This is a genomic window from Spiroplasma corruscae, assembly GCF_002237575.1.
In the GTDB taxonomy this organism is placed as follows: Bacteria; Bacillota_I; Bacilli_A; order Mycoplasmatales; family Mycoplasmataceae; genus Spiroplasma_A; species Spiroplasma_A corruscae.
In genome coordinates this window covers 735,718-760,175 of the sequence record NZ_CP022535.1, presented here as the reverse complement: position 1 = coordinate 760,175, position 24,458 = coordinate 735,718, and the positions used below count along the sequence as shown (strand labels likewise).

The following is a 24,458-nucleotide window of genomic DNA, read 5'->3' as shown; positions in this document are numbered from 1 at the left end:
TATTTGATTGAAATGAATAATTATAAAACATATTGTATAAGATTTGATAATATTAAAACCTTCGGTAAATATTTAAATTAATTTATTAATAATTTATAAATATTAAAATCTAATCTATTAGACAAAAAAAGCACTTTTTTAAAAATTCAACTACTAAGATTATTTCATTCTTAGTTTAATTTCGTTAGAATTTTATAATTTTATATAGTATTATATTATTATAAATTATAATGTTAAATTAAATAAATAGCGTTTTTATATATTTAAATTAATAATAGATCGGGAAGGTAATTATGGGTAAAAATACATCAATAACAAAAACAAGTCATAATGATGCCGCGGTAATAGATAAAAAAACTTCAATAAAAAAACAAAATCATAATAAAACCCCAGTTGAGAAAAAAAATGTAAATAAATCTTTTAATATAACATGTTTTGGATTGTTAAAGTTTTTTTTAAAAATCCTTATTAATGAAAAATCATATACTATATTTTTTATAGTTACAAATATTTTCTCAATTATTGTTTCTCTAGTATTTAATTTAATAACTAATGAAAAAACAAAAAATCAATTATTTGATTTTTACGCTATAATATATTCATCTGTTTTAATATTTTTGTTAATAGTAAGGTTTGTAATGTTTTTCTATGTAAAAAAAGAAGAAGATAAAACAACTTTTATCATTATTTCAAATGCTGTTTCAAGAACTTTATATTTTTTTACAATGTTATTATCATTGGTCCTGCTAGTATTGTTTACAATATTTTTATCTTATTTATATTTTAATATAATGTGTCTATTCATTAATCGTTTTGAAATATCTAGTTTTGTTATGAGGAAAACAACTACATTTTTAGTATTTAATATATTAACAAATATTTCGCTGTTATTTTTCATTGTTTTCTTTGTAATAGTTGCAGGTTCTCAAGCTACAATTATTACTACTACTGTACTATTATCGTTATCATTTGTTGCAAATATACCTTTAAAACTAATTACAAATAATTATCAAAATCTTAATTTAACTTTTACTAAATTAGCTTTTCGGGTTAGTGATGTCTATGATACCATTAATTTACAAGACAAAATTAAAAATAATAAAACAAAATATAATACTTTATCTAATACAATTAATAATTTTTACACAAATTTTGAAGATCGTCTTTTATTAAAAGATAATTTTTCACAAGGAGAATCAATTAACGAAAGATATTATAATTTATGAGATAGTGTTTTTAATATAATTAATAAAAATAGTGGTGAATCTAAGTTGTATACTTTAAAAGGTAAGGTGTTAACTTTAAATGAGCAAATGAATAAAGCACCCAATTTATGAAATGATAAAAATGTAACTATAAATTTTAAACTTAAAGATTCATTTATGAATATTAATGAAATTACAGAACTATATAATAATTTATCTAATGATGATTACAAGAAACCATTATTGAATGATTTTATTAATTTTTATAATGAGTTAACTGCTTCAACTATTGATCTTCAAAGCACTTATCCTAATTATTTTTCTACATTTATTCATTTATTATCAGATGATAAATTTAAAAGTGAAGTAATTAGTGAAGAAGGTAGTAGACTTGATTTTACAACTACAGATTTAGATTCAATTTATAATTTGGCAGTAAACCCAGATCCATTGGAACCATATGGTAAGTTAACTTTAACAGATATTGCAACCGATAATTCAATTAGAAACTTTTTTTATAATGATTTTTATTTCCCTGTATCATTTGTTGTAAGTGTTTTAGAAAATTATTTTATTAATTATACAAGTAAATTTTATTATATTTCTAATTATAGCTTAGTTAATGATAGTAATTATAAAAATTATCAATCATTAAGAAATCAAGTTGACCTATTCTCGTATTTAAATCCATTTTATGGTGTTTGAGCATCATATACACTATATTCAGGTAATTCATATAATAATGTATGATTCTCAAATCAAAGTGTTTCAAGCATTAATTTTGAGGATCAAGAAAATATTTTTTTACCTTATACAACATATTCATTTAAATTAGATCAAAACAAAATAAGTAGTGGTTCAACAAATAACTACTATAATCCTATGAATACAGTTTCATTAATATTAGTTGCTTCTTTCTTAATGATGATTTATTCTTATTATGTATTTACCAAAAAAGATATATCTTAATTAATTATGGTAATAATGTGGTTCACTTTCGAACCACTTTTTATTTAATACATTCATAAAAGTAGAACATTAAATATAGAATTTTTAAATTATTATTTTTAAGAGATATAGTTTTATGAATGACCTTAGTCATTAAATAATTATAAATGTAAAGTAGAATAGAAAAATTAAGAATAAATTAAGTGTTTTAAAAAGTTTTTGAATAATTTCAAATAGTGACCATTAATTTAACTGTGTTTATTTTGTAATATTTATTATAAAAAAAATACCATACGTAAAGAGTAAAAAGATATTAAAATAATTAATTCATTGCAAAGTTGAGATAAATAATTTTAAAATCAAAATTTAATACTTTTATTATTTTTAATAAAAAAATGTACAATAATATCTTAAAAGTACTTTAATAATTGATTTGTTATAACTAATAAATAAGATATTAATACAAAGATATTATGTTTGCCTTAAAACTTATTAATAAAATTTATTTATTATAAAGTATTAAAACTACTTTTTCTATGTTAAAGTACTTAAAGAATAATGATTTAAATAATTGGGAAAAATTTTTGCTTATTATGTTAAATTAATATATGAAATAAAGTTATTAAACTTTTCTATTAAAATTAATATTTTTATATTATTTTTAAACTAATAAGGCAATAAAGTTACATTTGCGTAAGTTCTAATATTTACTTTAGAAATAAAAATTTTTAATTTATTTTAAATTACTTAGAAACTATTAGTCAACGTAGTAAATATTTGTAAAGTTGACTTATTTCATAAATAATTTTATGATAAGTTAGTATCAATATTATATGAAAGGGAAAGTTTATGAAAAAAATATTAAGTATTTTATTAAGTTTTGGGTTACTTGTAACTTCTAACTCATTATTAAGTAATGTTGTTTCTTGTGGGGATAGTAGTTTTATAAAAGAACTTAGTTATAATAATGGCAAAAGTGATAGGGATGTAATCTCTATACTAACAGATGCAAAAATATTATATATAAATTCAGAAAGTAATAAACTAAGTATTAGTAGTGATAATAAATTAGATGAAGATTACAAAGATAGTGAAAACCAAGGAATAAATCCTTTTGGAATTGATGGGCTAGTTATTGATGGAGCATTAATTTTACCAAAGGATTATCAAAAGAATACAAATCCATTTGTTAAAGAATTAAAAGAAATATTTGATGAAACAATTAATTTGAATGGTTTAGAGTCAGAAAAAGAAGGAAGTGTCTTAAATTTATATGTATTTTCAATAAAGGGTAATAAAGGAGACTCTAAATTTAATATAAATGTTACTAATTTATATATTGAAAATACAATAGATAGTAATAAAGTAAAAACTTCATGAACTACAAAAGAGCTATATTATAAAACTGTAAGTCTTGTTTAGAGTTTTATTTTTAAACCTAACAGTTATTTTTTAAAAGAATATATTTTATAAATTCTAATATAAAAAACGCAGAAAATTAACTGCGTTTTATTTATATTAATTTTTATTCTACTTCGTAAATATCATATCCTTGATAAAATTCTCCTGACATTGAAGCTGGGATTTCAAATCAACCCATCCCTATAGTATATTTTATATCTAATTGTTTGTCATTTTCATAATTTGATAACTTACCAGAATGTGTAAACTTTTCAGCAACACTATCTGATTCTATGTATGAGTTAAATGAACCTCCATCATGACCATATATTAAGTTTGACCCTGGAAGAATATCAATTTTAGTCACTTTTTTACGAGATTCTTTATTATCTAATGAATTATATTTTATTTTAGTAAAGTTTATGAATTCAGTTTCATTTACTCTACTTTTAAAACTTTCATTTAAGTTATTGTATGTTACTTTTTTTAATTCAAGTGCCTTATCTTCTGTTTTTGTTTCTAATAAGCCTTTAGAAACTTTAATTTTTTTACTTTCACTCAATAAATTGTCATATAATGTTGCTCTATTTTCTTCGGTAAAATTATATTTTAAATTTAGTATACTATTTGGTTTAAAAATATTACCCATTGTGGGAACTTTAAAAGATATTGAGTCAATTTTTAAATCAGCTGTATTTAATAATTCTTGCGCATAAGTTGTAATACCTTCACTGAATTGAAGTAGTGTATTTTTTAAATATTCTAAATCCTTATTAACTGCACCTAAGTTTTCAAATGCAATTCCTGCAATACTTTTTTTATCTTTTTCGTCTTTTATTACATCATTTATTTTATTAAAAGCACCTTTATAAACATAAATATTTCCAAGGTCTTTATTAGCAAAAAACAATTGTGGATCAATATTTTGGTTTAGAGTTATAGTAACTTTCCCTGTATATGAACTATTTTCTTTTGGTGTTATATTATAAATGGCACCAACTCCGTCATCAACGCTTGGTTTTGCATTAGTAATATCAACTTGATTAATATCAAGAGATAGGCCATTAATATTGTTTAAACTATCTATAATTGATTTATCATTTATAATATAACCTTTTTGACCAATTGTCTGAGTAGTATCTATCGAACCATCATCTAACTTATTACCTGCAATAAATTGCTTTATCTTAACATCTTTTGATAAATCAATATTTGTATTTTTCTCTTCTTCAGGTTCTTTAGCAGTTGTTCCACAACTAACCACTGCCTGAGACACCATCATAATAGATAGATTTGAGTAAGCTAATATAGTTAAAAGTTTTTTCATTTATTCTCCTTTTAAATTATTTTAAAAATAAGTACATTTGTATCATATATAAGTAATTACTTATATATGAATATAATTTAGTAATAATGTAACTTTTATAATTATAAAATTTAAATACTTAGTTTTATAATTCAAAGATATTACAAACTTATTTTTATTATAATTTCCTTTGTTTTATTATATCAAATATAAACTATCTTATTATTAATAAAGTTTAAACATTGATCAAATAATTAATGTTTAAAGTCTTTTATAAAATTATTTATCTACTATTTTAAACAAAATAAAAACAATTATAAATAATTGTTTTTATATGTATTTAATTACTCTGCTTCATAAATATCATAGCCTTGATAAAACTCTCCTGACATTGCAGCAGGAATTTCAAACCAACCCATTCCTATAGTATATTTTATATCTAACTTTTTATTTTCTTCATAATTTGATAACTTACCAGAATGTGTAAAGTTTCCAGCAATAGCATCTGATTCTATGTATGAGTTAAATGCACCTCCATCATGACCATACATTAAGTTTGACCCTGGAAGAATATCGATTTTAGTCACTTTTTTACGAGATTCTTTATTATCTAAAGAAGCATATTTAATTTTAGTATAGTTTATAAATTCGGTTTCATTGACTTTATTTTTAAAACTTTCATTTAGGTTTTTGTATGTTAATTTTTTTAATTCGAGTGCTTTTTCAGTGGTATTGCTTTCTAATAAATCTTTAGATACTTTAATCTTCTTATTTTCACTTAATAAATTGTCATATAATGTTGCTCTATTATCTTCTACATATTTAAAGTTTAAATTAATAGTATTGTTTGGTTTAAAAATATTTCCCATTGTAGGAACTTTAAAAGATATCGAGCTTTCTTTTAAGTCTGCGGTATTTAGTAATTCTTGTGCGTATGTTGTAATACCTTCACTAAATTGAAGTAGTGTATTTTTTAAATATTCTAAATCTTTATTTGTTGCTCCTAAGTTTTCAAATGCGATTGATGCAATACTTTTTTTATCTTTTTCGTCTTTTATTACATCATTTATTTTATTAAAAGCACCTTTATAAATATACATATTACCAAGGTCTTTATTAGCAAAAAACAATAAAGGATCAACATTTTGATTTAAAGTAATTGTAACTTTTCCCGTATACGGAGCATCATCCTTAGCTGATATGTTGTAAATAGCTCCAACCCCATCATCACCTGGGCTTACATTTATAATATTAAGTTGATTGATATCCAAGGCTAATCCATTTATATTATTTAAACTATCAATTATAGAAATATTATTTATAATATAACCTTTTTGACCAATTGTCTGAGTAGTATCTATCGAACCATCATCTAACTTATTCCCAGCGATAAATTGTCTTACTTTGACATCTTTTGTTAAATCAATTTTTTCTGCACTAATTTTTATTGAAATACTTACTTCATTTTTATTAATTGAAGAAATATTCAACTTTAATGTTGTTGATTGTTTAATTAAACTTACCACAATTTGTTTATTAGAAGAATCCAACTCTGCTGTCGCAAAACCTTCTTCTGAAAACTTAAATATTGAAGGTATTGAATCACTATTCAATTCATCATAATTTGTTATTTTTATATTTATTTTTTCACCAATCTTACCTTCTATTGATTGCTTGTCTAACTCAAATTTATCCCCTGATGATTCATTTCCATTTGAGTTTTCTTCTGTTTTTGGTGTAGTTGTTCCACAACTAACTACTGTTTGACATAGCATAACTATTGATAAATTTGAGTATGCTAAAAAAGTTAATAGTTTTTTCATTTATTTTTCTCCTTTAAAATTATTTATTAAATTAAATATCTAAAGAGAGATAGGTGGGCATGTTGCCTTTTTTTCAACATTTAGAAATATTGACTGTTTTATATTAGTGATAATATCAATTTCTTTTTTAGTTCTATTAATAAATATAAGTAAATTCTCAGTAAAAACTTGGTTTGAATAGTTAAAATCATAATCAATTATTAAAACAATATATCTATCAAAATATAAAATATCATTTTGATTAAATATTGATCAATCAAGATTGTATACATTATAATTTCTTATCATACATTCCATACTAACTAATAATGAAAAAATAATTATAGATAATATTACTACCAATACTATTAAAAAGGTAATAGTTGCAAAAAGTTCAACTTTATAATCTTGATTATAAGAGTTAAAAAAGAAATATATTTTTAAAATAATTATTGGTAGTGCTATTTTAATAAAAGTCATAAAAGTTCTTAAATTATTTTTAAAATACATTATTTTATTCATATTTTTAAATTCAATATCGAATCTCATATCATTCATTTTTTTTATAATTATTGAGAACTCTGAAATAATGAATGCAAAGAAAGAGATAATAATTAAGAAAAACAATATTAAACTAAAGTTAAATATGTAGTTATAAAACTCTTTAAAGAGTACTAATTTAGTAGTTATGCAACTTAAAAAATATGTTATGAAAAAAAACATTAATAAAGTAATGAATATTTTTTTTGTTTTCTTTAACTTATTCATAGTCACCTTTTTAGTATTATAACAAACTTTTAAAAATAGTATATGTTTATAGTGATAATATATATTTAATTATTAATATTAAATAGGAGAAATATGAATCTAGATAAAAAACTAATTGACTCACTTAATGGGGAATTAAAGAGACAACAAAATCATATTGAATTAATAGCAAGTGAAAACTATGTATCAGAAGCAGTGTTGATCGCAAATGGTTCAATATTTACAAATAAATATTGTGAAGGTTACCCTGGCAAAAGATATTATGGAGGATGCAACTTTATTGATGAAGTCGAACAACTTGGTATTGAAACAGCTAAAGAGATATTTGAAGCAGAACATGTTAATATTCAACCACATTCTGGAAGTCAAGCAAATGCAGCAGCATATAAAGCATTTCTAAAACCTGGTGATAAAGTATTGGCAATGGGTTTAAAAGCTGGTGGTCATTTATCTCATGGTTTTAGTTTAAACTCATCTGGTGAAATTTATAATTTTGAATTCTATGGAGTTAGTGATAAAGATTATTATATTGATTATAATGAAATAAAAGAAAAGGCATTAAGCTTTATGCCTAAAATGATAATAGCTGGTGCTAGTGCTTATTCAAGAGAAATAGATTTTAAAAAATTTAGAGAAATAGCTGACCAAGTAGGTGCATATCTAATGGTTGATATGGCACATATTGCTGGATTAGTTGCTGCCAAAGAACATCAAAACCCTTGTCTTGTAGCTGATGTTGTTACAACAACAACTCATAAAACTTTAAGAGGAGCAAGAGGAGGGATGATTCTTTGTAAAAAAGAATATGCAAAGAAAGTTGATAGTGCTGTTTTTCCTGGTATACAAGGTGGACCACTTGAAAACTTAATAGCAGGTAAAACACAAGCATTATTAGAAGCTAAAGACATTAGTTTTAAAGAATATGCTAAACAAGTAATTAAAAACGCAAAAACTCTTGCTAAAGTATTAATAGATAATAACTTCTTTGTACTAACAAATGGTACTGATAATCATTTAATTAACTTCGATGTTAAATCTACTTTTAACTTGACAGGTAAACAAGCTGAATCAATACTAGAATCAATTGGTATAATTTGTAATAAAGAATTATTACCATTTGATCAAGAATCATCTGTTAATACATCTGGTCTAAGAGTAGGTACCGCTGCAATGACAACAAGAGGTTTTAAAGAAGAAGAATTTATAAAGGTTGGAAATATAATAGTAAAAGCATTAAAAAAGAGTGTGGATATCGAAATATTAAAGAAGGAAGTAAATGAACTTTGCTTAAAGTTCCCAATATATGAGAATATAAGATACTAAGCAATGTTATTTAAAGAGAATATTATATGAGAATTGCAGGTTTTTGAAGTAGACTGGGGTCAAAGTTAATAGATATAATATTTTTTATAGTCTCTTTTGGAATATATATAATATATTTAATTTATTGTTTTTCTAAATCTAAACAAAGTTTAGGAATGAGAAGTCTCAATATAGTCTATTCATCAAAAAATCAGTTTAGTCTATTTTTATTTAAGATATTATCATTATTTATATATTTAACAATAGTAGTTATAATAATTGATATCATTAGATTATCTTTAAAAAAAGGAACATTAGCAGAGTTATGATCTAAGAATTACCTAATAATAGAAATTAAAAAAAGTAATAAAAAATATATAGTTGATGAAACGGAGTTTGATGAATACAAATATTAATATAATTTAAATTGATTAATACTAATATTAATAAATATAATCAAATAAGTTTATAATAAATACAATATTAGAGGTATATATGAAAAAGTTATTAAGTATATTATTATTAGTTCCTGCACTATCATCATCTTTAATTTCTACTGTATCATGCGGTTTTATTATTGATGATAATGAAACACAAGAAAGTAATCCACTTTATGATACAGTTGATCTTGCAAATATGGATGTAAGTGATTTTAAATTTCAAGGTGGAGTTAACACTCTTGATGATATATATAAGAAGTTTGATGAAAGATTAGTCGAATATTTTGAAACTCTTAAAATAATTGACGATTTACCAACTTTAGTTTTTGATATTACATTAAAAAGTAATACAACACCAGGTTATGTGTTTGACTCAAAAATGTTATTTTCAAACATACAGTTTTATTTTGAAGCTACTAAAAATAATAGGAAAGTTAAAGGTAAGACAAAAAGTTTTATTACAGATTATTCACATTTATATAATGAAAAAGGAAAACCAACGCATTTAACAACTGGAACAACAGTTGATGAAGCAGAAGAATTATTAGCTTTATGGTATAGACCAATTAAATATACTGATATAAAGAGTTTTCTAAAAAATGATGTTTACTTTGAATATGATGCTAAGTATCTTGTTGATGGTCACTTTATAAAAGGGGCAAAAATTGATATGAAATCAAAAGCAACTTCTCAATTAGTAAATGGCAATGTTTATAATATTGATTTTAGTGTTTTAAACATAAATAAGTTTGCACAATCAGTATTACAAAATACCAAAAGACCACAGTTCCCATTTAGTAGAAACGATTTAAATAAATGAGTAATTGATGCATTTGACAATTATAAACAATATAACTTCTTAAAAAATGATGTTGATTTTATAATTAAATACAATTTAGATCCTAATAATAATCAAAATAGCCAAAATAATATTGGTGATAATGATAAAGCGTACTATGAATCAATTGATTTAATTGCAAAAGAAGAATCAAAATATATAACAGGAAGTTTTAATTATAAATTTTATTAAATAACTTTAATTATTTGATTTAGAAAACACTAAAGTTCTTTCTAAATACTCTTTATGGTAGTCACTTATCAAATAAACATGCTTAGACCCATCTGGTGTTCATAAATCACTAAGTATTGATGTTTCTTTTTTTATTTTATAATTATATAAATCCAAACTCATTTCATAACTTATAAAACTATCTCCTTTACCGTGAACAAATAAAATAGGTGTTGTAGAATTTAATTTCATAAGTTTTAATAAGTTATATTTATTTTGATTTGTTTTTGTTATTTTACTAAATTTTTTTATAAATCCAAGGCTAATTAATCATCAAGGTTTTTTGAATAGGTTATTTTGTATGTAGTATCTATATTGTAATTTAATATTACTAAATCCACAGTCTGATATCACTCAATTAATTTTATTTTTATACTTACCAGTTTGTGAGTAAAAAACTGATGTTGAAGCACCCATACTATTTCCAATTAACCCAATTGATTTAACTTCATTTTCTTTAGAAATAAAGTTTATTATCTCATCAATCATTTCGATTGAAGAGTAACCTATATCAGTAAATTTACCATAACTTTTTCCATGCGCGTAAGCATCAAAAGTTAAAATATTATATCCATTTTCATAATAATGACGCACAAGTCTAAGTGCTAAATATTTATCTTCAGTCCATCCATGTAAACCAATTGCTCATTTATTTGAATTATTAACTTGTGCTTTTAAACAACTTATAGTTCCTTTTTTTGTTTCTAAACTAAATTCAACTAATTCATTTTTTTGAAAAGAGTTAATTTTTATATTCATTTTTTTTAAATCTCAATAATGGTATTCTAATGTATTTGTATCAGTTGGAATTTGTTTATAGTATTCATTATTACCTTCATACCTTCCAAACTTAGGGTATGTATAACAAAAATCCTTAAAAGACTTAAAATACTTATTTGATTTTATTAAAATGTAGGGTAATAACAATATTGTAAGTAATACTCTTAGTATGTTGTATTTATACCTTTTCATATTATTAGACATAATTATCCCTCATTTTATAGAACAAAGCTCTTTCTTTCTTATCTTATTAATTATAAATTATTATATAAGTTTACTTAGCAATAAACAAAATTAACTTAAATAAATTTGAGTTATTTATATCTAATATTTATAATTTTTATTATAATTATCAATAATATTAAAAATTATATTATATATAGATAAAGGTAAGTTTATGAAAAATAGTAATATTGAAATTCTTAGAATTGTAATGTCATTATTTGTTATTCTATTACACCAAGCAGGACCTATTTATAATATGTCATATAGTGATGTTTGATATTTTAAGTATTTCTGCCCATGAGTTACTGGTGCGACAATATTTTTTATTCTAATAACCGGTTATTTAAAAGTTGATACTAAAAGATATAATAACAGCAGTTTCATAATTACAATTTTAATATCTTGAATCATAAATTTTATTTTAGCTTGTATTATATATTCCTTTACAAGAGATAAAATTCCATTTATTCATTTATTGCTTGGTGGTAGAGATTGGTGGTATATTTGAGCACTACTAGTTATTCACTTGTTAATGCCAATATTAAATAAAATATTACATAGTTTTAATAAAAACTATTTATTAATATGTGTTTTGGTACTATATATGATACTTGAATTTACAAGTAATTATTTTTATGGTCAATATTTTGGAATCACTAATATTGTTGCAATGGTTTTATTATATATTGTTGGCGGCATTATTAAAATGCACTTTAAGTTATCTAATATCTTTCAATTTGTTTTAATATTGTTAATTGTTAGTTTATTATGAATACTAATAGTATTCATAAATCTAGATACTAGTTATGATTTTGTATATAAACAAATAGGTATATTAAACGCTATATTTTCAATATTAGTTTTTATAATTGTAGTTTCATTAAAACCGTTTAATAATAAGTTATTAAATTATTTAGGTTCTTCAATGCTATATGTTTATTTATATCATTATTTAGCTCAAGAAATTAACGATAAATATTTATTAAAATATATTAGTTTTTTAGATATTCAATTACAAATATTTATATTAGCAATGTTAACATTTTTATTTTCAATTTTGTTTGCTTTATTACTTGTTAAACCAATAAATAAAAGCTCTATTTTTATTTCTAAGAAACTTAATTTATTAAATAAGAAAAATAAAAAGTTTTTAAGTTATTAAACTTATAGGTAACCTTTGTATAAATTAGTATAATTAAATTGGAAAGAATAAAAGGGTAATTTATGAAAAAGATTTTAACTATATTAACAAGTTTCAATTTAATTGCTGTATCAGGTGGTCTAACTTTAAGTGTAATTTCTTGTGATGATAAAACCAATGACGTAAATCAATTAAATTATGTTGAAGGGAAAAATGATAGTGATTTGATTTCGTTATTAAAGGATAGTGAAAAAATAATAATAGCTTCAGAAAGTGGCACTCTAAATGTTAATAAAAATAATAAGTTGGGTGAAGAATATATTATTCCAAGCGAAAGTTTTAATGAGTTTATACTATTTTGAAAACTAGATATTGAAGGCGTGTTATTTATAAGTAATTTTGATACAGGTGAAAATTATCTTTCAGATGATTTTAAGGCTTTATTTACAGAATTAAAAGATCTAAATGGAACAGAAATTGTTGATTTGAACGAAGAAGAAAAAGTATATACATATTATTTTACATCAATATTTGGTTATAAAGGAGATACAAGTTTTGATATTAATATAACAAAAGTTATTTCAAAAGTAACTATAATTAATGAAAAAAGTTCAGTTTTATCTGATTGTTCAAAAATATATTCTAAAACAATTAATATTTAATTAATATTGGACATTGTTTATAAAATTAATAAGTATATAGAAATATTATTATTAAATATAAATTATTTAGAAATATTAATTTATTTTTTAGCTTATTAAAAACCCATTATTAAATAATTTTTATAAGATAACTCAATTTTTACTTATATGAGAAAGTTTATATTTACTTTTTAATATTATATAATTATATTGCATTTATGCACGGAGGATTATATGAAAAAATTATTAGGAATTTTAACATCAATAAGTATGGTTGTTACTACTAGTTCAACTGTTATTTCTTGTGGGAATGATAATAGTTCAAAAGAAGAAAGTAAGACTACAATAGTCGGAATAGATAATCAAGAATTAGATGTAAACATTGAAAAAATATTGCAAGTTAAAGTAAATAATCCAAAAGTAGACTCAGTTATTAGTGTTGAAAACTCAAACGATGAAATAGCAACAGTAATAAGTAGTATGGATAAAGATGCTGAGAAAAAAGGGGAATTTAATTTAACAATTAATACAAAAGAAGCTGGAACTACGCAAGTTAAAGTAAAGTATGGTGATGTTGATACTAGTTTTTCAATAACAGTTATTAAACAATTAGAATATAAAGAAGGTAAAACAGATTCTGATATAATCAGTTATTTACAAACAGCTGAAGAAATTGAAATTACTAATATAATAAATGATAATAGTGATGAAAAAAAAGCACTTCAAATAAGTGACAAAAAACTATCAGTTAGTTATGAAGATACTGCTAAACTAACTGAAAATCCTACAGAAGAAGAAAATGTAACATATGAAATAGATGGTTTTGAGGGAAGTATGATTTATATGACAGAACCACAATCAAGATCAATCGAACCTTTCAATTCATTTACAACTAAATTTAATGAAATTTTTAAAGATGCAGAAAATTTTAAATCTAATTATGATAAAAGTGATTTTACTGGTAGTGGGCATATTGTGACAATTAAAGGTACAAAAGGAGCAAATACATTTGATTTATTTATCTATAAATTTGATCTAAGTCAAACAACCTCAAATAATAAAACTATTAAAAAAAGTATTAGTACTAAAATTTTCAGTAAAAAAATAACAATATCATAATCAAAAAAAACAAAAAAGTTTTATTCAAATAAAACTTTTTTTATTTTTATAAATAATATTTCTTGATAAAGTAGTTTTAGTAATTACTAAACAAAAGTATTGATTTATTGAATACTGTTAAAGTATGATAAAATATTTTAAACTAGATATAAGAGGTATAAATGAAACTTAGTTATAAAAAAAAGTTATTCAAAATTATTCCTTATATTTCAATGTGTTTAATATTAATAACATTCTTTATTTCTTTTATGTTATTTCAAATAAAGAGTGATAAAAAATATGTTGTTAATAAGTTGGAATCACAATCTAAAGTTTGTATGCTTACATTTGATGATGGACCTTCATTAGAAAATGATACAGATATTTTAAATATATTAATTCAATATAATGTTGTAGGTACATTTTTTTATGTTGGCGGTAATATAGAAAATAATAAAAGTGATATAAAACCATTGTTTGATAAGATACTAGCAAACGGGTCATATATTGGAAATCATACATATTCTCATAGTAAGTATGTTATGAAATCAGAAAAATTAGTTGATGAAATAAATAAAACTAATGAATTAATAAGAAATACTTCAAGTGAACTTATAAATGCTTCCATTCCAATTAGAATGCCATATTTACAGTTTTATTCTGGGATAGATGATGCATTAACAAAACTTAATCAGGATAAATTGATAGGTGGTTATTTAAGCGGTGATTGAGATTTTACAAAGTATGGTAAAGATGAAATTATTAAAAGATATTTAAATAATGTAGAGAAAAAAAATATCTTGATAATGCATTCAAATGAGTTTGTTAAAGAATATTTACCTGAATTAATTGAAAAACTTATTGATAAAGGCTATAATTTTGCAACATTTAATAACAAAAGTGAAAAATATTATATGAATTATGGAGATCTAGCATTCTAATGAATTACTTTAATATATATGAAATTATAGGTTTAATAACATCAATTATTTTTTTAATTTGATCAATTTATTGATTAACTAAGTTAATAATTATTAATAAGATTGATAAAAATATAAGTAAGATACAACTAACGTTTAATGTAATTATAGTGATAGTTAACCTATATTTTTTCTTATGCTTTATGTTCTTTATATTTTTTTACTTAAATTCATTTCTATACATGAAAGTTAATACTTCAATATCTTTAATGTTTTATATATATGAATTAATTTATTATATGTATTTTGGATTAATAAGAAAAGTAAAAAATAAGAAAATAATTAATAACAAGTCTTAAAATAATTATAAATTTAATAAAATATTTTATAAAACATATTACTAGATTATTTGTCATAGATAGTCATATATAATTAAAATATGTCTATTATAGTAGGGGAATAAAATGATTAGTTTAAATGAAATTGGAAAAAAGTATGGTAAAAAAACAGTTTTAGATGGTATTACATTTAATATTAATAAAGGTGAAAACATTGCAATAATTGGGGCAAATGGTTCAGGTAAGTCAACTTTAATAGAGATTATTTGTGGTATTCAAAAACAATCTTCTGGTAGTATTGAATATACTGATGAAATATCTAAAGTAGTTGGAATTCAATTTCAAGAAGGTAATTGACCGCCAAAAACTAGAGCAATTGATCTTATAAAATTTTTCAAAGGAAGAAATTGAAAGAAAGATGAATATGTAAATGATATTTTTAATATCTTTGAAATATCTGAAATATTAAAGATAGATATTAATAAGTTATCTTTAGGTCAAAGACAGAGATTAAATTGTTTTATAGCAATTATTGATAATCCAACATTTATTGTTATTGATGAATTAATAACTGGGTTGGATTTAAAAGTTCATCTAAAACTAATAAAATATTTTGAAAAAATAAAAAATAAAACTGATAAAACATTATTAATTGTTTCTCATATTCCAGATGAGATTGAAGTTTTATGTGACAGAATTATTGTTTTAAAAGATGGTAAGTTGTGCGATGATATTACTTTAAAAGAGGTTTTTAGAACTAAAAAAAGTATAAAAAATTATTTAGAAAGTTATTTTGGAGAAGATATTGAAGAGGTAATTGCTAATGATAAAGTTGAAAAAAACATATAATCTAGTTCCGTTATTACTCAAATTAATTCTTAAAGATATTAAGATATATATAGTTTCATTACTTATACCTTGTGCAATATCTTTTTTATTATACTGAGTTTGGTCAACTATAATTCTTAATGTTGTGTATTCTCCTCAAATGTTTGGATTCTTATCAATTGGTTGCTTAATTGTCCCTTTTTATTTATCTATTTTAATTTGTGAATGGAAGTCTACAAACTTTTTAAAAAAAATAAAAAGTATAAATTTAAATCAAATTAATTTTACAGTTGTGATGATATTAATTAATATAATATTTTCGTTAATTTCAATTATAGCTTCAACCATACTAGCAGTATCAATAACAAGTACAATTAGGTCGTTTCCTATTTCTTATAATTTACTTTTTAAAGACATTGATTGATATATCTGAATTAACTTTATATTTTCTTCTTTATTGATGAGTATAGTTGCATTACTAATGTTTATAGTATTTACAAATTTTTTTAGAAGCAAGATACTTAATATAACAGTAAGCATTGGTGTTTTAACATATATTGTTTTTTTAAGTGATGTAGTTATTATTCCACATATAACATCTAAAATTACCTCAGTTTCAATAATAGAATATTTCAACCCTATAAAATATTGCGTATGAATTATATACATGATAACTTCATATCAATTTATTGATAATTATGGTATACAACAAATATTATCAACAAATAATATTAGTAATTTATTTATATCATTTAATAATATTTTGGTTCCATTGCTCATTTCTTTGTTAATCGTTGGAATATTTATTTTGATAATTAAGTATAGATTTATTTGGGGGACAAAGAACTAATGAATAGTTTAACTTCAAAAAATAGTTTTATTAGATTAATTATATTTACTTTTAAATCTGTATTTAAATCATTTAAGTTATATGTATTTATGTTATTATTACCTATAATTTATTATTTATTTTCATATTTGTATAATAATAATTTTGACAAAATTATTATTAATCCAGCAATAATGTTAAATAAATTATTTTTACCTTCAATATTTTCAATATTTTTTGCCACTTCATTAATATTTGATTGAAATAATACAATGTTTAATAAATATTTAAATATTTTTAAATTAAAGAAATCTTATATTATTATTTCATTAATAACAATATTCATAATTTTAAACATTATATTTTTATTATTATTTATTGTAGTTACATCTTTATTAGATTTGTTTTTTATAAATAGGTCTATGTTAAATGCACTTAAAGCTTCTTCATATAGCGAATTAGTTAAAGAGGATGTAATTAGCACTATTGTAACATTTAGAAGAGTTGTAGGAATTACATTTACTTTATTACTTTCATTTATCTTGAATTTCATTATAGGTTATACCATTGGTAATTATTTAAAAAATGGTATAACAGCTCAAATATTAAATATATTAATTTTAACTGTTACATTAATTTGATCAGAACAATTAATAGACCCAAATAATTCAGAATTCTATAATAGTATTTTAGGTTTTGGTTATTTGGTACCGCAAAAATATTTAACTTGATTATTGTATTTCTTTTATATTGATATAGAAACAAGTTTAGATTTTATTAACTTAATCATTATAAATTTATCAGTAGATTTATTTTTTAAAAATTATAATTTAATATTACCAATCATTGCATTTCAAATATTTATTATTACTGCAATTAATTATAATTACAGTAATGTGATTGTGAAGGTGAAAAAATGAAAAAGACTTTAATATTTTTTAATGCCATTATATTAATTTTTATAATGACATTTAATTTAGTATCATGTTCTACAAAAAGTTATTTTCAAAATGAATTATCTAAGTTATTTAGTTTTAGGGACCCTGGAACAAACTCTAAGTTCTTAGGAAACTGAGAAAATTTATTATTAGAAAATTCAAAAAAAACAGCTAAGTATATTAAATCTTTCAATGATGATGTTTTAGCCGAAGCAGAAAAATGATACCAAAATAATGATCTTGACTTAGAATGACATTATACACCACTTGAACAATTAGATTTAGAAGGTGACGAGTATAAGGATATGATTTATTTTGATTTTGAATTTCCATATGTTAATGATCCTGATACACCGGTTAATGGAACTTCAGTAGTTTCATCAACTTTAGGTGAAACTGAATTTATACAAATATATAATTTTAAGTATTTAAAAAACTTGGGATATAGTTTTAAGGTTAGCTTATCAAATGAGAAAACAATTCAGTTATTAAATAGTCAAATTGACCTTGACGGTGCTATTTTCTTTAAAGGAAAAGAAGAAGAAAGTAATGTAAACCTGGTAATAAGTGCTACAGGAAATAATTTAAAACCTTTAAATAGAAAAATATCAATTTCTAATCAATCAAATAAGTCTAATCAATTTTTACAATGAAGAACATTTATATATATTAAATATCTATATGGTAATGGTGAAATAATGCAATTATTAGCAGGTACATTTTTAGTTCAAATTTATGCTCAATTAATGTATAACGCCACTTATAACAGTGATAAAACAGAAGAAAATAAAGTTCCATTATTAGACACTAGTATGAAAAATATGTTATTCTGTGCATCAAATTTCAATATGTTTATTAACTATATTGAAATTTGACCAGAGTCAGAAAGTGTTATAGTTGGATATGGTTTCTATTTCTCATTTAATTTTTATGTCCACCCAAGATATTCGAATGCTAATATTAATGAAAAAGAAAAGTTAATAAGTAACCCATTATTAAGACTTTGTGAACAGTCTAATGACTTTGCAAATACTTCTTTTGAAAAGTACAAAACTTTATTAGGAGAGAACTAAAATGAAAAAATTAATAAACTTTCTACTTTCAATTTCAATATTCTCTACAACAATTACAGTTACGTCATGTAATATAGGAGAAACATCAACTAAAAATTATCTATCATCACTTAAAGATTTTGATTGAGCAAATGACTCAAGAGGATATGACATTGATGTTCCAACTGTAGATAATAGCTATCAATTAACTAATTCTAATAACATTAATTTTATTGATAGTGATCAAGAAGTAAAACCTGAATTTATTGGAAGTTATTTTGATTATGATGTATTAAATACTAATTTCAAAGAAAAAGCATCATTAACTAAACAAGCCGTAACCGGTTCTCCAATTAATAAAATTTATTCATCAGGAAATTTTTGATCTGATTTTGGTGTAACTTCAAAAGCTCGAAAAGGTTTACGTGCAAATACAATATTAGATTGAAAAAACCCAAGTGATATTGATTATAAATATGGTGTTTCAGCAAAAAAAATACAAAAGCGAACAAAAACTGCACTAAAAGCTGTTAGTAGTCAAGATGAAAGAATATCTTTTGGTGATATAAGAGATCATTCAAGAATTAATGGTTCATTTCAAGCAACTAATATGGGAACAAAAAATATTTTTGAAAAATCTATTTCTAATTTTCAATATAGAGACTATATTTTTGATTGAGGACAACACGGTAATATATCACCACCAGCAGCTGATGTAATAGAGGCTGGTCATATAAATGGTACTCCAGTTTTTGGTTTAATGTTCTTTTCTGCTTATGGTGGTTTAACAAGAAATGATATGCAAGATTTGATTGAAAAAAATAATGATGGTACATATAAAATTGTTGACATATTAATTGATATGGCAGTTAATTACGGTTTTGATGGTTGATTCTTAAATGATGAAGCTAATGGTGGATGACCAAATGGAACAGTTACACCAGCTAACTATGCGTATGATGTTGTGAAACAATATAAAGAAAAAACTCAATCTAGCAATAATGATGTCATAAAAAATTTAAAGATATTATATTATAAAGACGGTGGTACATTAAATGCAACTAATGGAGTTCCAAGTGATGGAGAATTTGCAAAAAATAGTGAGTATGCTGATATAATACAAACTGACTTTAGAGTTACTCCAAATAACAATGTTAATTATATTCAAAAACATAATATAAATAAAAATAGAGTACATAGTCTTGTTGATCTTGCATTAAGTTATGGTTATATTGGAAGTTTTGATTGAAGAAACTTTGTATATGCAAAAAAAGATGAAAATGTAGAAGGTTCTAATTACGATAAAGAAAATTACCAGTCATTATCTTCATTTTCTGGTTCTGGTTCTGGAGAATATGGAAGCCAGGCTTTTCAAATTGCTAACCAAAATGTTGATCTTTCTGACTATAAACAAAGAATGAATTCATATGTATATGCACAACAAGTTGCTAATCAATATGAAAGTTATATGTTTTCTGGTTTAAACGGAGATTTATCTGAAAATGATAATGGAATAAGTTCTTTAGGGTATAGTAACATTCGAACAATGATAATGGCTGACCCTAGAATCGATACTGGAAAATCAGTTCCTGACGATGATAATGTATATAACAACCTATATGATTTTGAAAAAAATCAAGGTTATATTTCTAAAAGTTTTGGAATTGGAAACATAATACAGGAGTTTACTACATTAAATGATGAAAATCTTGATGAGCAAAAATCAATTAAATCAAACTTCTCTTTAGGTAATGGAGTTAAATTTATAGATAGAAATAATGATGGCAAAATAATAGGTGAAGCAAATAATTATTTATGAACAAACAGAAGATTAACTGATTTACTACCAACTTATACTTATGATATTAAATTTATAGAAAATGATATATATAAAAATTTACCAATTAACGCTGGTTTAAATGGTTTTTATGATTATTATGATGTATATAAAAAAGGAAACTCAATAGCACTAGGATCAAAATTAAATATGGATGGTTCTATTTCTGATGCTACTTGAGTTACTAATAAAATATATGACTGAAATATAATGGGTTCAAATTTATCTAAGGATGATTATAGCTTAAGTTTTATATTAAAAGCATCCGATAATACAACTAATCAAGATTCTACATTAGATAGTTTTGCAGATCTAAGTTTTATAAACACTTATACATCTGATGGTAAAAACGAGAAAGTAATCGAGATTAAACCTGATGAAATCGTGAAACTTCAAAATGGTTGATATAAAATATCACTTAACAAAATTTCTACTAACAGATCAAATATTTTAGCAAAGATAGGTTTAAGAATAAACCCTAAAAAAGAAAGTTTTAAATTAAATATCGGAGAGTTTAATTTATCAAAAGCAAAAATAGATATACCGAATAATGAAATATTATCATTAAAGTCTGAAGCAATCATAAAAAGAAATGACGACTATCTTAATGTTAGATTATCATGGGAAGCAAAAAATGATATGTCTGATTTTTATGAAGTATATTATTATTTAGATAATAAATGATATAGAGTAGGAGAGTCATCAATCAAGGCAGCTTACTTTCCAAATATCCCATTTAGGGGAGATGAACTCAAGTTTGGTATTAAGTATATAAATAAATTTAATGATAGTAATGACATTAAAACTTTTAAAATTAAACTATAATTTATATATTAAGAACTTAAATTTTTTTAAAAATAAGCCTTTTAATTCCTATAAGCTTAATTAATTAGCGATAGGTTTTAAAAGGTTTTTATATTTTTAATACTAAGAAATGTATAAAATTGTAATATTAATGAGTTTATTGACATATAATAAGACTAAGTTTATTTTTTTATTTTAAATTCTTATATTTAGATCTAGACTTAATATTCGTTTTTAAAGCCTTTTTATTCACATTTTCTATTAACAATACCTTTTTAAATGTTTTAAATTTTACTATGCTTCTTTATTATTTTAATTTCTAATACAAAAATCAATTATATATATAATCTACATAGTTTCTTATTTTTTAAAAATCATTTTATAAAATAAAAAAATTTTATTTATAATTTTTTTTAAAATAATATTGTCAGTTTTAAAAAAGAGGTGTTTTTATGGAAAAAAAAAGTTTATCAAATGAATCAAGTAATGGTTCGTTAAATGATAATAAAAGTATAAAAAAATATGAATTAATGATAAAATTATGTTCAACTTTTTTAATGATTTTAGGTTTAGCTATGATCACTTACGTAAGTTATTACAGTAACATAATAGATGATAAAATAATTACAAGTATTTGAAATGGTAACTTTGTATATTTATATGTTATTTTCATTATTTTAGGTATAGTTTACTTTTCGCAAAATGTTATTTTATTTGGTTTTACAACTTTAAAAGGAAAGAAAATGTACTCAATAAACCAGATAAATTATTATATTAAAGCAACTTTGTTTTTAACATTTTTAACATTTTTAACATTTATAAATATATTTCTATTTATTAAATATTTAACACTTTTAAATAAAGTTGACAATAATCAAGAAAAAGAGGATTACCAACAAGTTAAAAAAATTAGTAAAAAGCAAATTAATATTAAACCTTTAATTTTTATTTATACCTTTTTATTTATAGGTTACATTATATGATTTGCTTTAACTTTAAATCTAGATCTTATAAATACTGGATTTATAACATATAATACTTATTATTTTTTATTGTCATTATTGGCAGGATTTATTTTATTGATTAGTTATTTTATTTGTGCTTCTCTTTTGATAAATACAAACTGTTTTTTAACTAATAATTTAGTATATAAAAAATGATTTATAATATCAGCAATTCCTTTCGTTGGTGCTTTTGTTTATATAGGATTTTACATAAAAAAAGGTGGTTTAAAAAATCAAAATATTTAATATAGTTTTTAATTAGGTTTATAAATCAAAAATATTTTTTTAAACAATCTAAAATAAAAAATATTACACATACTTAAAAAAAATATATATAATTACAAATTTAATAGTCATTATTTTAATATTTATTTTTGGTATCTATATATAAATTTAAAATAACAGGTTATGAAAATATAATAGTAATATTGTCCATAAGGTTAATTTTACTTCTTATAAGGAAAAGAAGGCTAAGTTCTCCGACTCTATATAAAAAGGGTTTTTTATAATAGAAATAAAACTATGTCTAAAAATTATAGTAGAATTTAAAAGATTATGTCTTAAAAAATATCGTTTAGAAGAGAATTTAGATAAAGTATTTTAAAAAACTGAAATTTTAAAAAATAAAGTTATTAAAATAACGAGTAAAGAATTTTTGTAATTATAACATTTGTTTAGATTTTAAATATTATTTTTTAATATGAAGCTAACAAATAAATTTTATTATCAAAATTTATGATTGTAAATTTTTTATAACTCTTGATGATTCGTATTAATAAATAATATATTTATCTAATGAAAATTTATGATATATTATTTATAATAATTAATAGGATAAAAAATAAATGTTACAGAAAAAAGTAAGCTAAGTTGACCAATTGTATATACAACTAGTTTTTATATTAGAAAGGAAAATATGCCTAGAAAGTATAGTAAAAAAAAATTAAAATAAATTTTTAGGAGGTTATCATGTTCTGGTTATATATTGCATTACCATTTACAATTATTTTATTTTCAGGAATTTCATGTTATACAATAGCATTTTTAATATATCAAAAAAGATATTGAAATATTAAAAAACATTTTGGTATTACACCTGTATTTTTTAAAAAGGAAAATAAAGTTATATATTGCTCATTTTATATATTTGCATTGTTAAACACATTTGCATTTATTGGATTTATTTTTATTTACCAGTTTTATGAAAGTGACTATATTTATTATTTAATAACAATTTTAGTTATATACATATTTTCAATTATAGTATTGATAATTTCATATATAAAATTTAATAATAATTACACAAAAAATATCATATACACAAAAGATGAAGAAGTAGATAGTCTAATTACTAATAATTTAGAATTAGCAAAAGAATATGATTTGATATTAATAGATAAATACTTGGATATAATTCAAAATAATATTGTTAAAAAAATGTTAGTTCTAGCTCAAAATAATTATCTTAAAAAAATCAATAGAGGTTTAAATAACCAAGAATTAATAAAATTATATTTATATTACATTCGCAATAATGCATTTGTTTTAAATCAAATGACAAAAACAGAAGTTCATAAGAATTACAATATTATTAATTATATGGATGAAATAAAAAAATGATGCTTCAAAACTTCTGATATAATGTATATATTAATTCAAAAAAGCAAGATAATTAAAATTTGAAAAAATAAAGTCTACACAAAAAATGTGTAGTTTTTTTAATATGTTATACTTAAAGTATAGTTAATATAAATTATCAATATATTTATTTTAAGTAAATAA

The 24,458-nt window shown here is 22.0% G+C and carries 20 protein-coding genes; 16 read left to right on the top strand and 4 right to left on the bottom strand.

Annotation, left to right across the window (positions count from 1 at the left end; all coding sequences use genetic code 4):
- The first annotated feature begins 293 nt into the window (after positions 1-293).
- Positions 294-2,174 carry a hypothetical protein gene (locus tag SCORR_RS03370; protein ID WP_094049139.1) on the top strand — a complete coding sequence of 627 codons (1,881 nt, stop codon included), beginning with the start codon at positions 294-296 and terminating at the stop codon, positions 2,172-2,174.
- A gap of 828 nt (positions 2,175-3,002) precedes the next feature.
- Positions 3,003-3,575: a hypothetical protein gene (locus SCORR_RS03365; RefSeq protein WP_094049137.1), complete on the top strand. Its 573-nt coding sequence runs from the start codon at positions 3,003-3,005 to the stop codon at positions 3,573-3,575.
- Positions 3,576-3,678: 103 nt separating this feature from the next.
- Here SCORR_RS03365 and SCORR_RS03360 read toward each other — a convergent pair whose 3' ends face one another.
- The 3 genes from SCORR_RS03360 to SCORR_RS03350 form a co-directional block, all read right to left on the bottom strand.
- On the bottom strand, positions 3,679-4,881 hold the full coding sequence (locus SCORR_RS03360) for a hypothetical protein (protein ID WP_094049135.1): 1,203 nt from the start codon (positions 4,879-4,881) through the stop codon (positions 3,679-3,681).
- A gap of 323 nt (positions 4,882-5,204) precedes the next feature.
- On the bottom strand, positions 5,205-6,683 hold the full coding sequence (locus tag SCORR_RS03355; protein WP_094049133.1) for a hypothetical protein: 1,479 nt from the start codon (positions 6,681-6,683) through the stop codon (positions 5,205-5,207).
- Between the two features lie 39 nt (positions 6,684-6,722).
- Positions 6,723-7,430 (bottom strand): hypothetical protein, encoded by a 708-nt coding sequence (locus SCORR_RS03350; RefSeq protein WP_094049131.1) that lies wholly within the window; start codon positions 7,428-7,430, stop codon positions 6,723-6,725.
- Between the two features lie 93 nt (positions 7,431-7,523).
- On the opposite strand from SCORR_RS03350, the gene glyA reads away from it, so the two are divergent.
- The 3 genes from glyA (at position 7,524) to SCORR_RS03335 (ending at position 10,202) form a co-directional block, all read left to right on the top strand.
- The gene (gene glyA / locus SCORR_RS03345) at positions 7,524-8,753 is read left to right on the top strand and encodes a serine hydroxymethyltransferase (RefSeq protein WP_094049129.1); all 1,230 of its coding nucleotides are present in this window, start codon (positions 7,524-7,526) and stop codon (positions 8,751-8,753) included.
- 26 nt (positions 8,754-8,779) lie between these two features.
- Positions 8,780-9,148 carry an RDD family protein gene (locus SCORR_RS03340; RefSeq protein WP_094049128.1) on the top strand — a complete coding sequence of 123 codons (369 nt, stop codon included), beginning with the start codon at positions 8,780-8,782 and terminating at the stop codon, positions 9,146-9,148.
- A 79-nt stretch (positions 9,149-9,227) separates the two neighbouring features.
- Complete coding sequence (locus SCORR_RS03335; RefSeq protein WP_094049126.1) at positions 9,228-10,202, top strand: hypothetical protein; 975 nt, start codon at positions 9,228-9,230, stop codon at positions 10,200-10,202.
- Between the two features lie 6 nt (positions 10,203-10,208).
- On the opposite strand, the gene SCORR_RS03330 is transcribed toward SCORR_RS03335, so the two are convergent.
- Positions 10,209-11,225, bottom strand: coding sequence for an alpha/beta hydrolase (locus SCORR_RS03330; protein WP_094049124.1), 1,017 nt, complete (start codon positions 11,223-11,225; stop codon positions 10,209-10,211).
- Positions 11,226-11,418: 193 nt separating this feature from the next.
- On the opposite strand from SCORR_RS03330, the gene SCORR_RS03325 reads away from it, so the two are divergent.
- From SCORR_RS03325 to SCORR_RS03270, 11 genes are all read left to right on the top strand, one after another.
- On the top strand, positions 11,419-12,408 hold the full coding sequence (locus SCORR_RS03325) for an acyltransferase family protein (protein ID WP_094049122.1): 990 nt from the start codon (positions 11,419-11,421) through the stop codon (positions 12,406-12,408).
- A 62-nt stretch (positions 12,409-12,470) separates the two neighbouring features.
- Positions 12,471-13,049 carry a hypothetical protein gene (locus tag SCORR_RS03320; protein WP_094049120.1) on the top strand — a complete coding sequence of 193 codons (579 nt, stop codon included), beginning with the start codon at positions 12,471-12,473 and terminating at the stop codon, positions 13,047-13,049.
- Between the two features lie 213 nt (positions 13,050-13,262).
- A complete protein-coding gene (locus tag SCORR_RS03315) occupies positions 13,263-14,147 on the top strand; it encodes a lipoprotein (RefSeq protein WP_094049118.1) in 885 nt (294 codons plus the stop codon).
- Positions 14,148-14,308: 161 nt separating this feature from the next.
- A complete protein-coding gene (locus SCORR_RS03310) occupies positions 14,309-15,067 on the top strand; it encodes a polysaccharide deacetylase family protein (protein WP_094049116.1) in 759 nt (252 codons plus the stop codon).
- 443 nt (positions 15,068-15,510) lie between these two features.
- Positions 15,511-16,233, top strand: a complete 723-nt coding sequence (locus tag SCORR_RS03300) for an ATP-binding cassette domain-containing protein (protein ID WP_094049112.1) — start codon at positions 15,511-15,513, stop codon at positions 16,231-16,233.
- Entirely contained in the window at positions 16,208-17,062 is an 855-nt protein-coding gene (locus SCORR_RS03295; protein ID WP_094049110.1) for a hypothetical protein, read from the top strand. The genes SCORR_RS03300 and SCORR_RS03295 overlap by 26 nt, the downstream gene beginning before the upstream one ends.
- Positions 17,062-17,973 carry a hypothetical protein gene (locus SCORR_RS03290; RefSeq protein WP_094049108.1) on the top strand — a complete coding sequence of 304 codons (912 nt, stop codon included), beginning with the start codon at positions 17,062-17,064 and terminating at the stop codon, positions 17,971-17,973. The genes SCORR_RS03295 and SCORR_RS03290 overlap by 1 nt, the downstream gene beginning before the upstream one ends.
- Positions 17,958-19,052: a hypothetical protein gene (locus tag SCORR_RS03285; protein WP_094049106.1), complete on the top strand. Its 1,095-nt coding sequence runs from the start codon at positions 17,958-17,960 to the stop codon at positions 19,050-19,052. The genes SCORR_RS03290 and SCORR_RS03285 overlap by 16 nt, the downstream gene beginning before the upstream one ends.
- 1 nt (position 19,053) lies before the next feature.
- Positions 19,054-21,693, top strand: a complete 2,640-nt coding sequence (locus SCORR_RS03280) for an endo-beta-N-acetylglucosaminidase (protein ID WP_094049104.1) — start codon at positions 19,054-19,056, stop codon at positions 21,691-21,693.
- A 431-nt stretch (positions 21,694-22,124) separates the two neighbouring features.
- Positions 22,125-22,922: a hypothetical protein gene (locus SCORR_RS03275; RefSeq protein ID WP_094049102.1), complete on the top strand. Its 798-nt coding sequence runs from the start codon at positions 22,125-22,127 to the stop codon at positions 22,920-22,922.
- 723 nt (positions 22,923-23,645) lie between these two features.
- Entirely contained in the window at positions 23,646-24,389 is a 744-nt protein-coding gene (locus tag SCORR_RS03270) for a hypothetical protein (protein WP_094049100.1), read from the top strand.
- Positions 24,390-24,458: the final 69 nt, after the last annotated feature.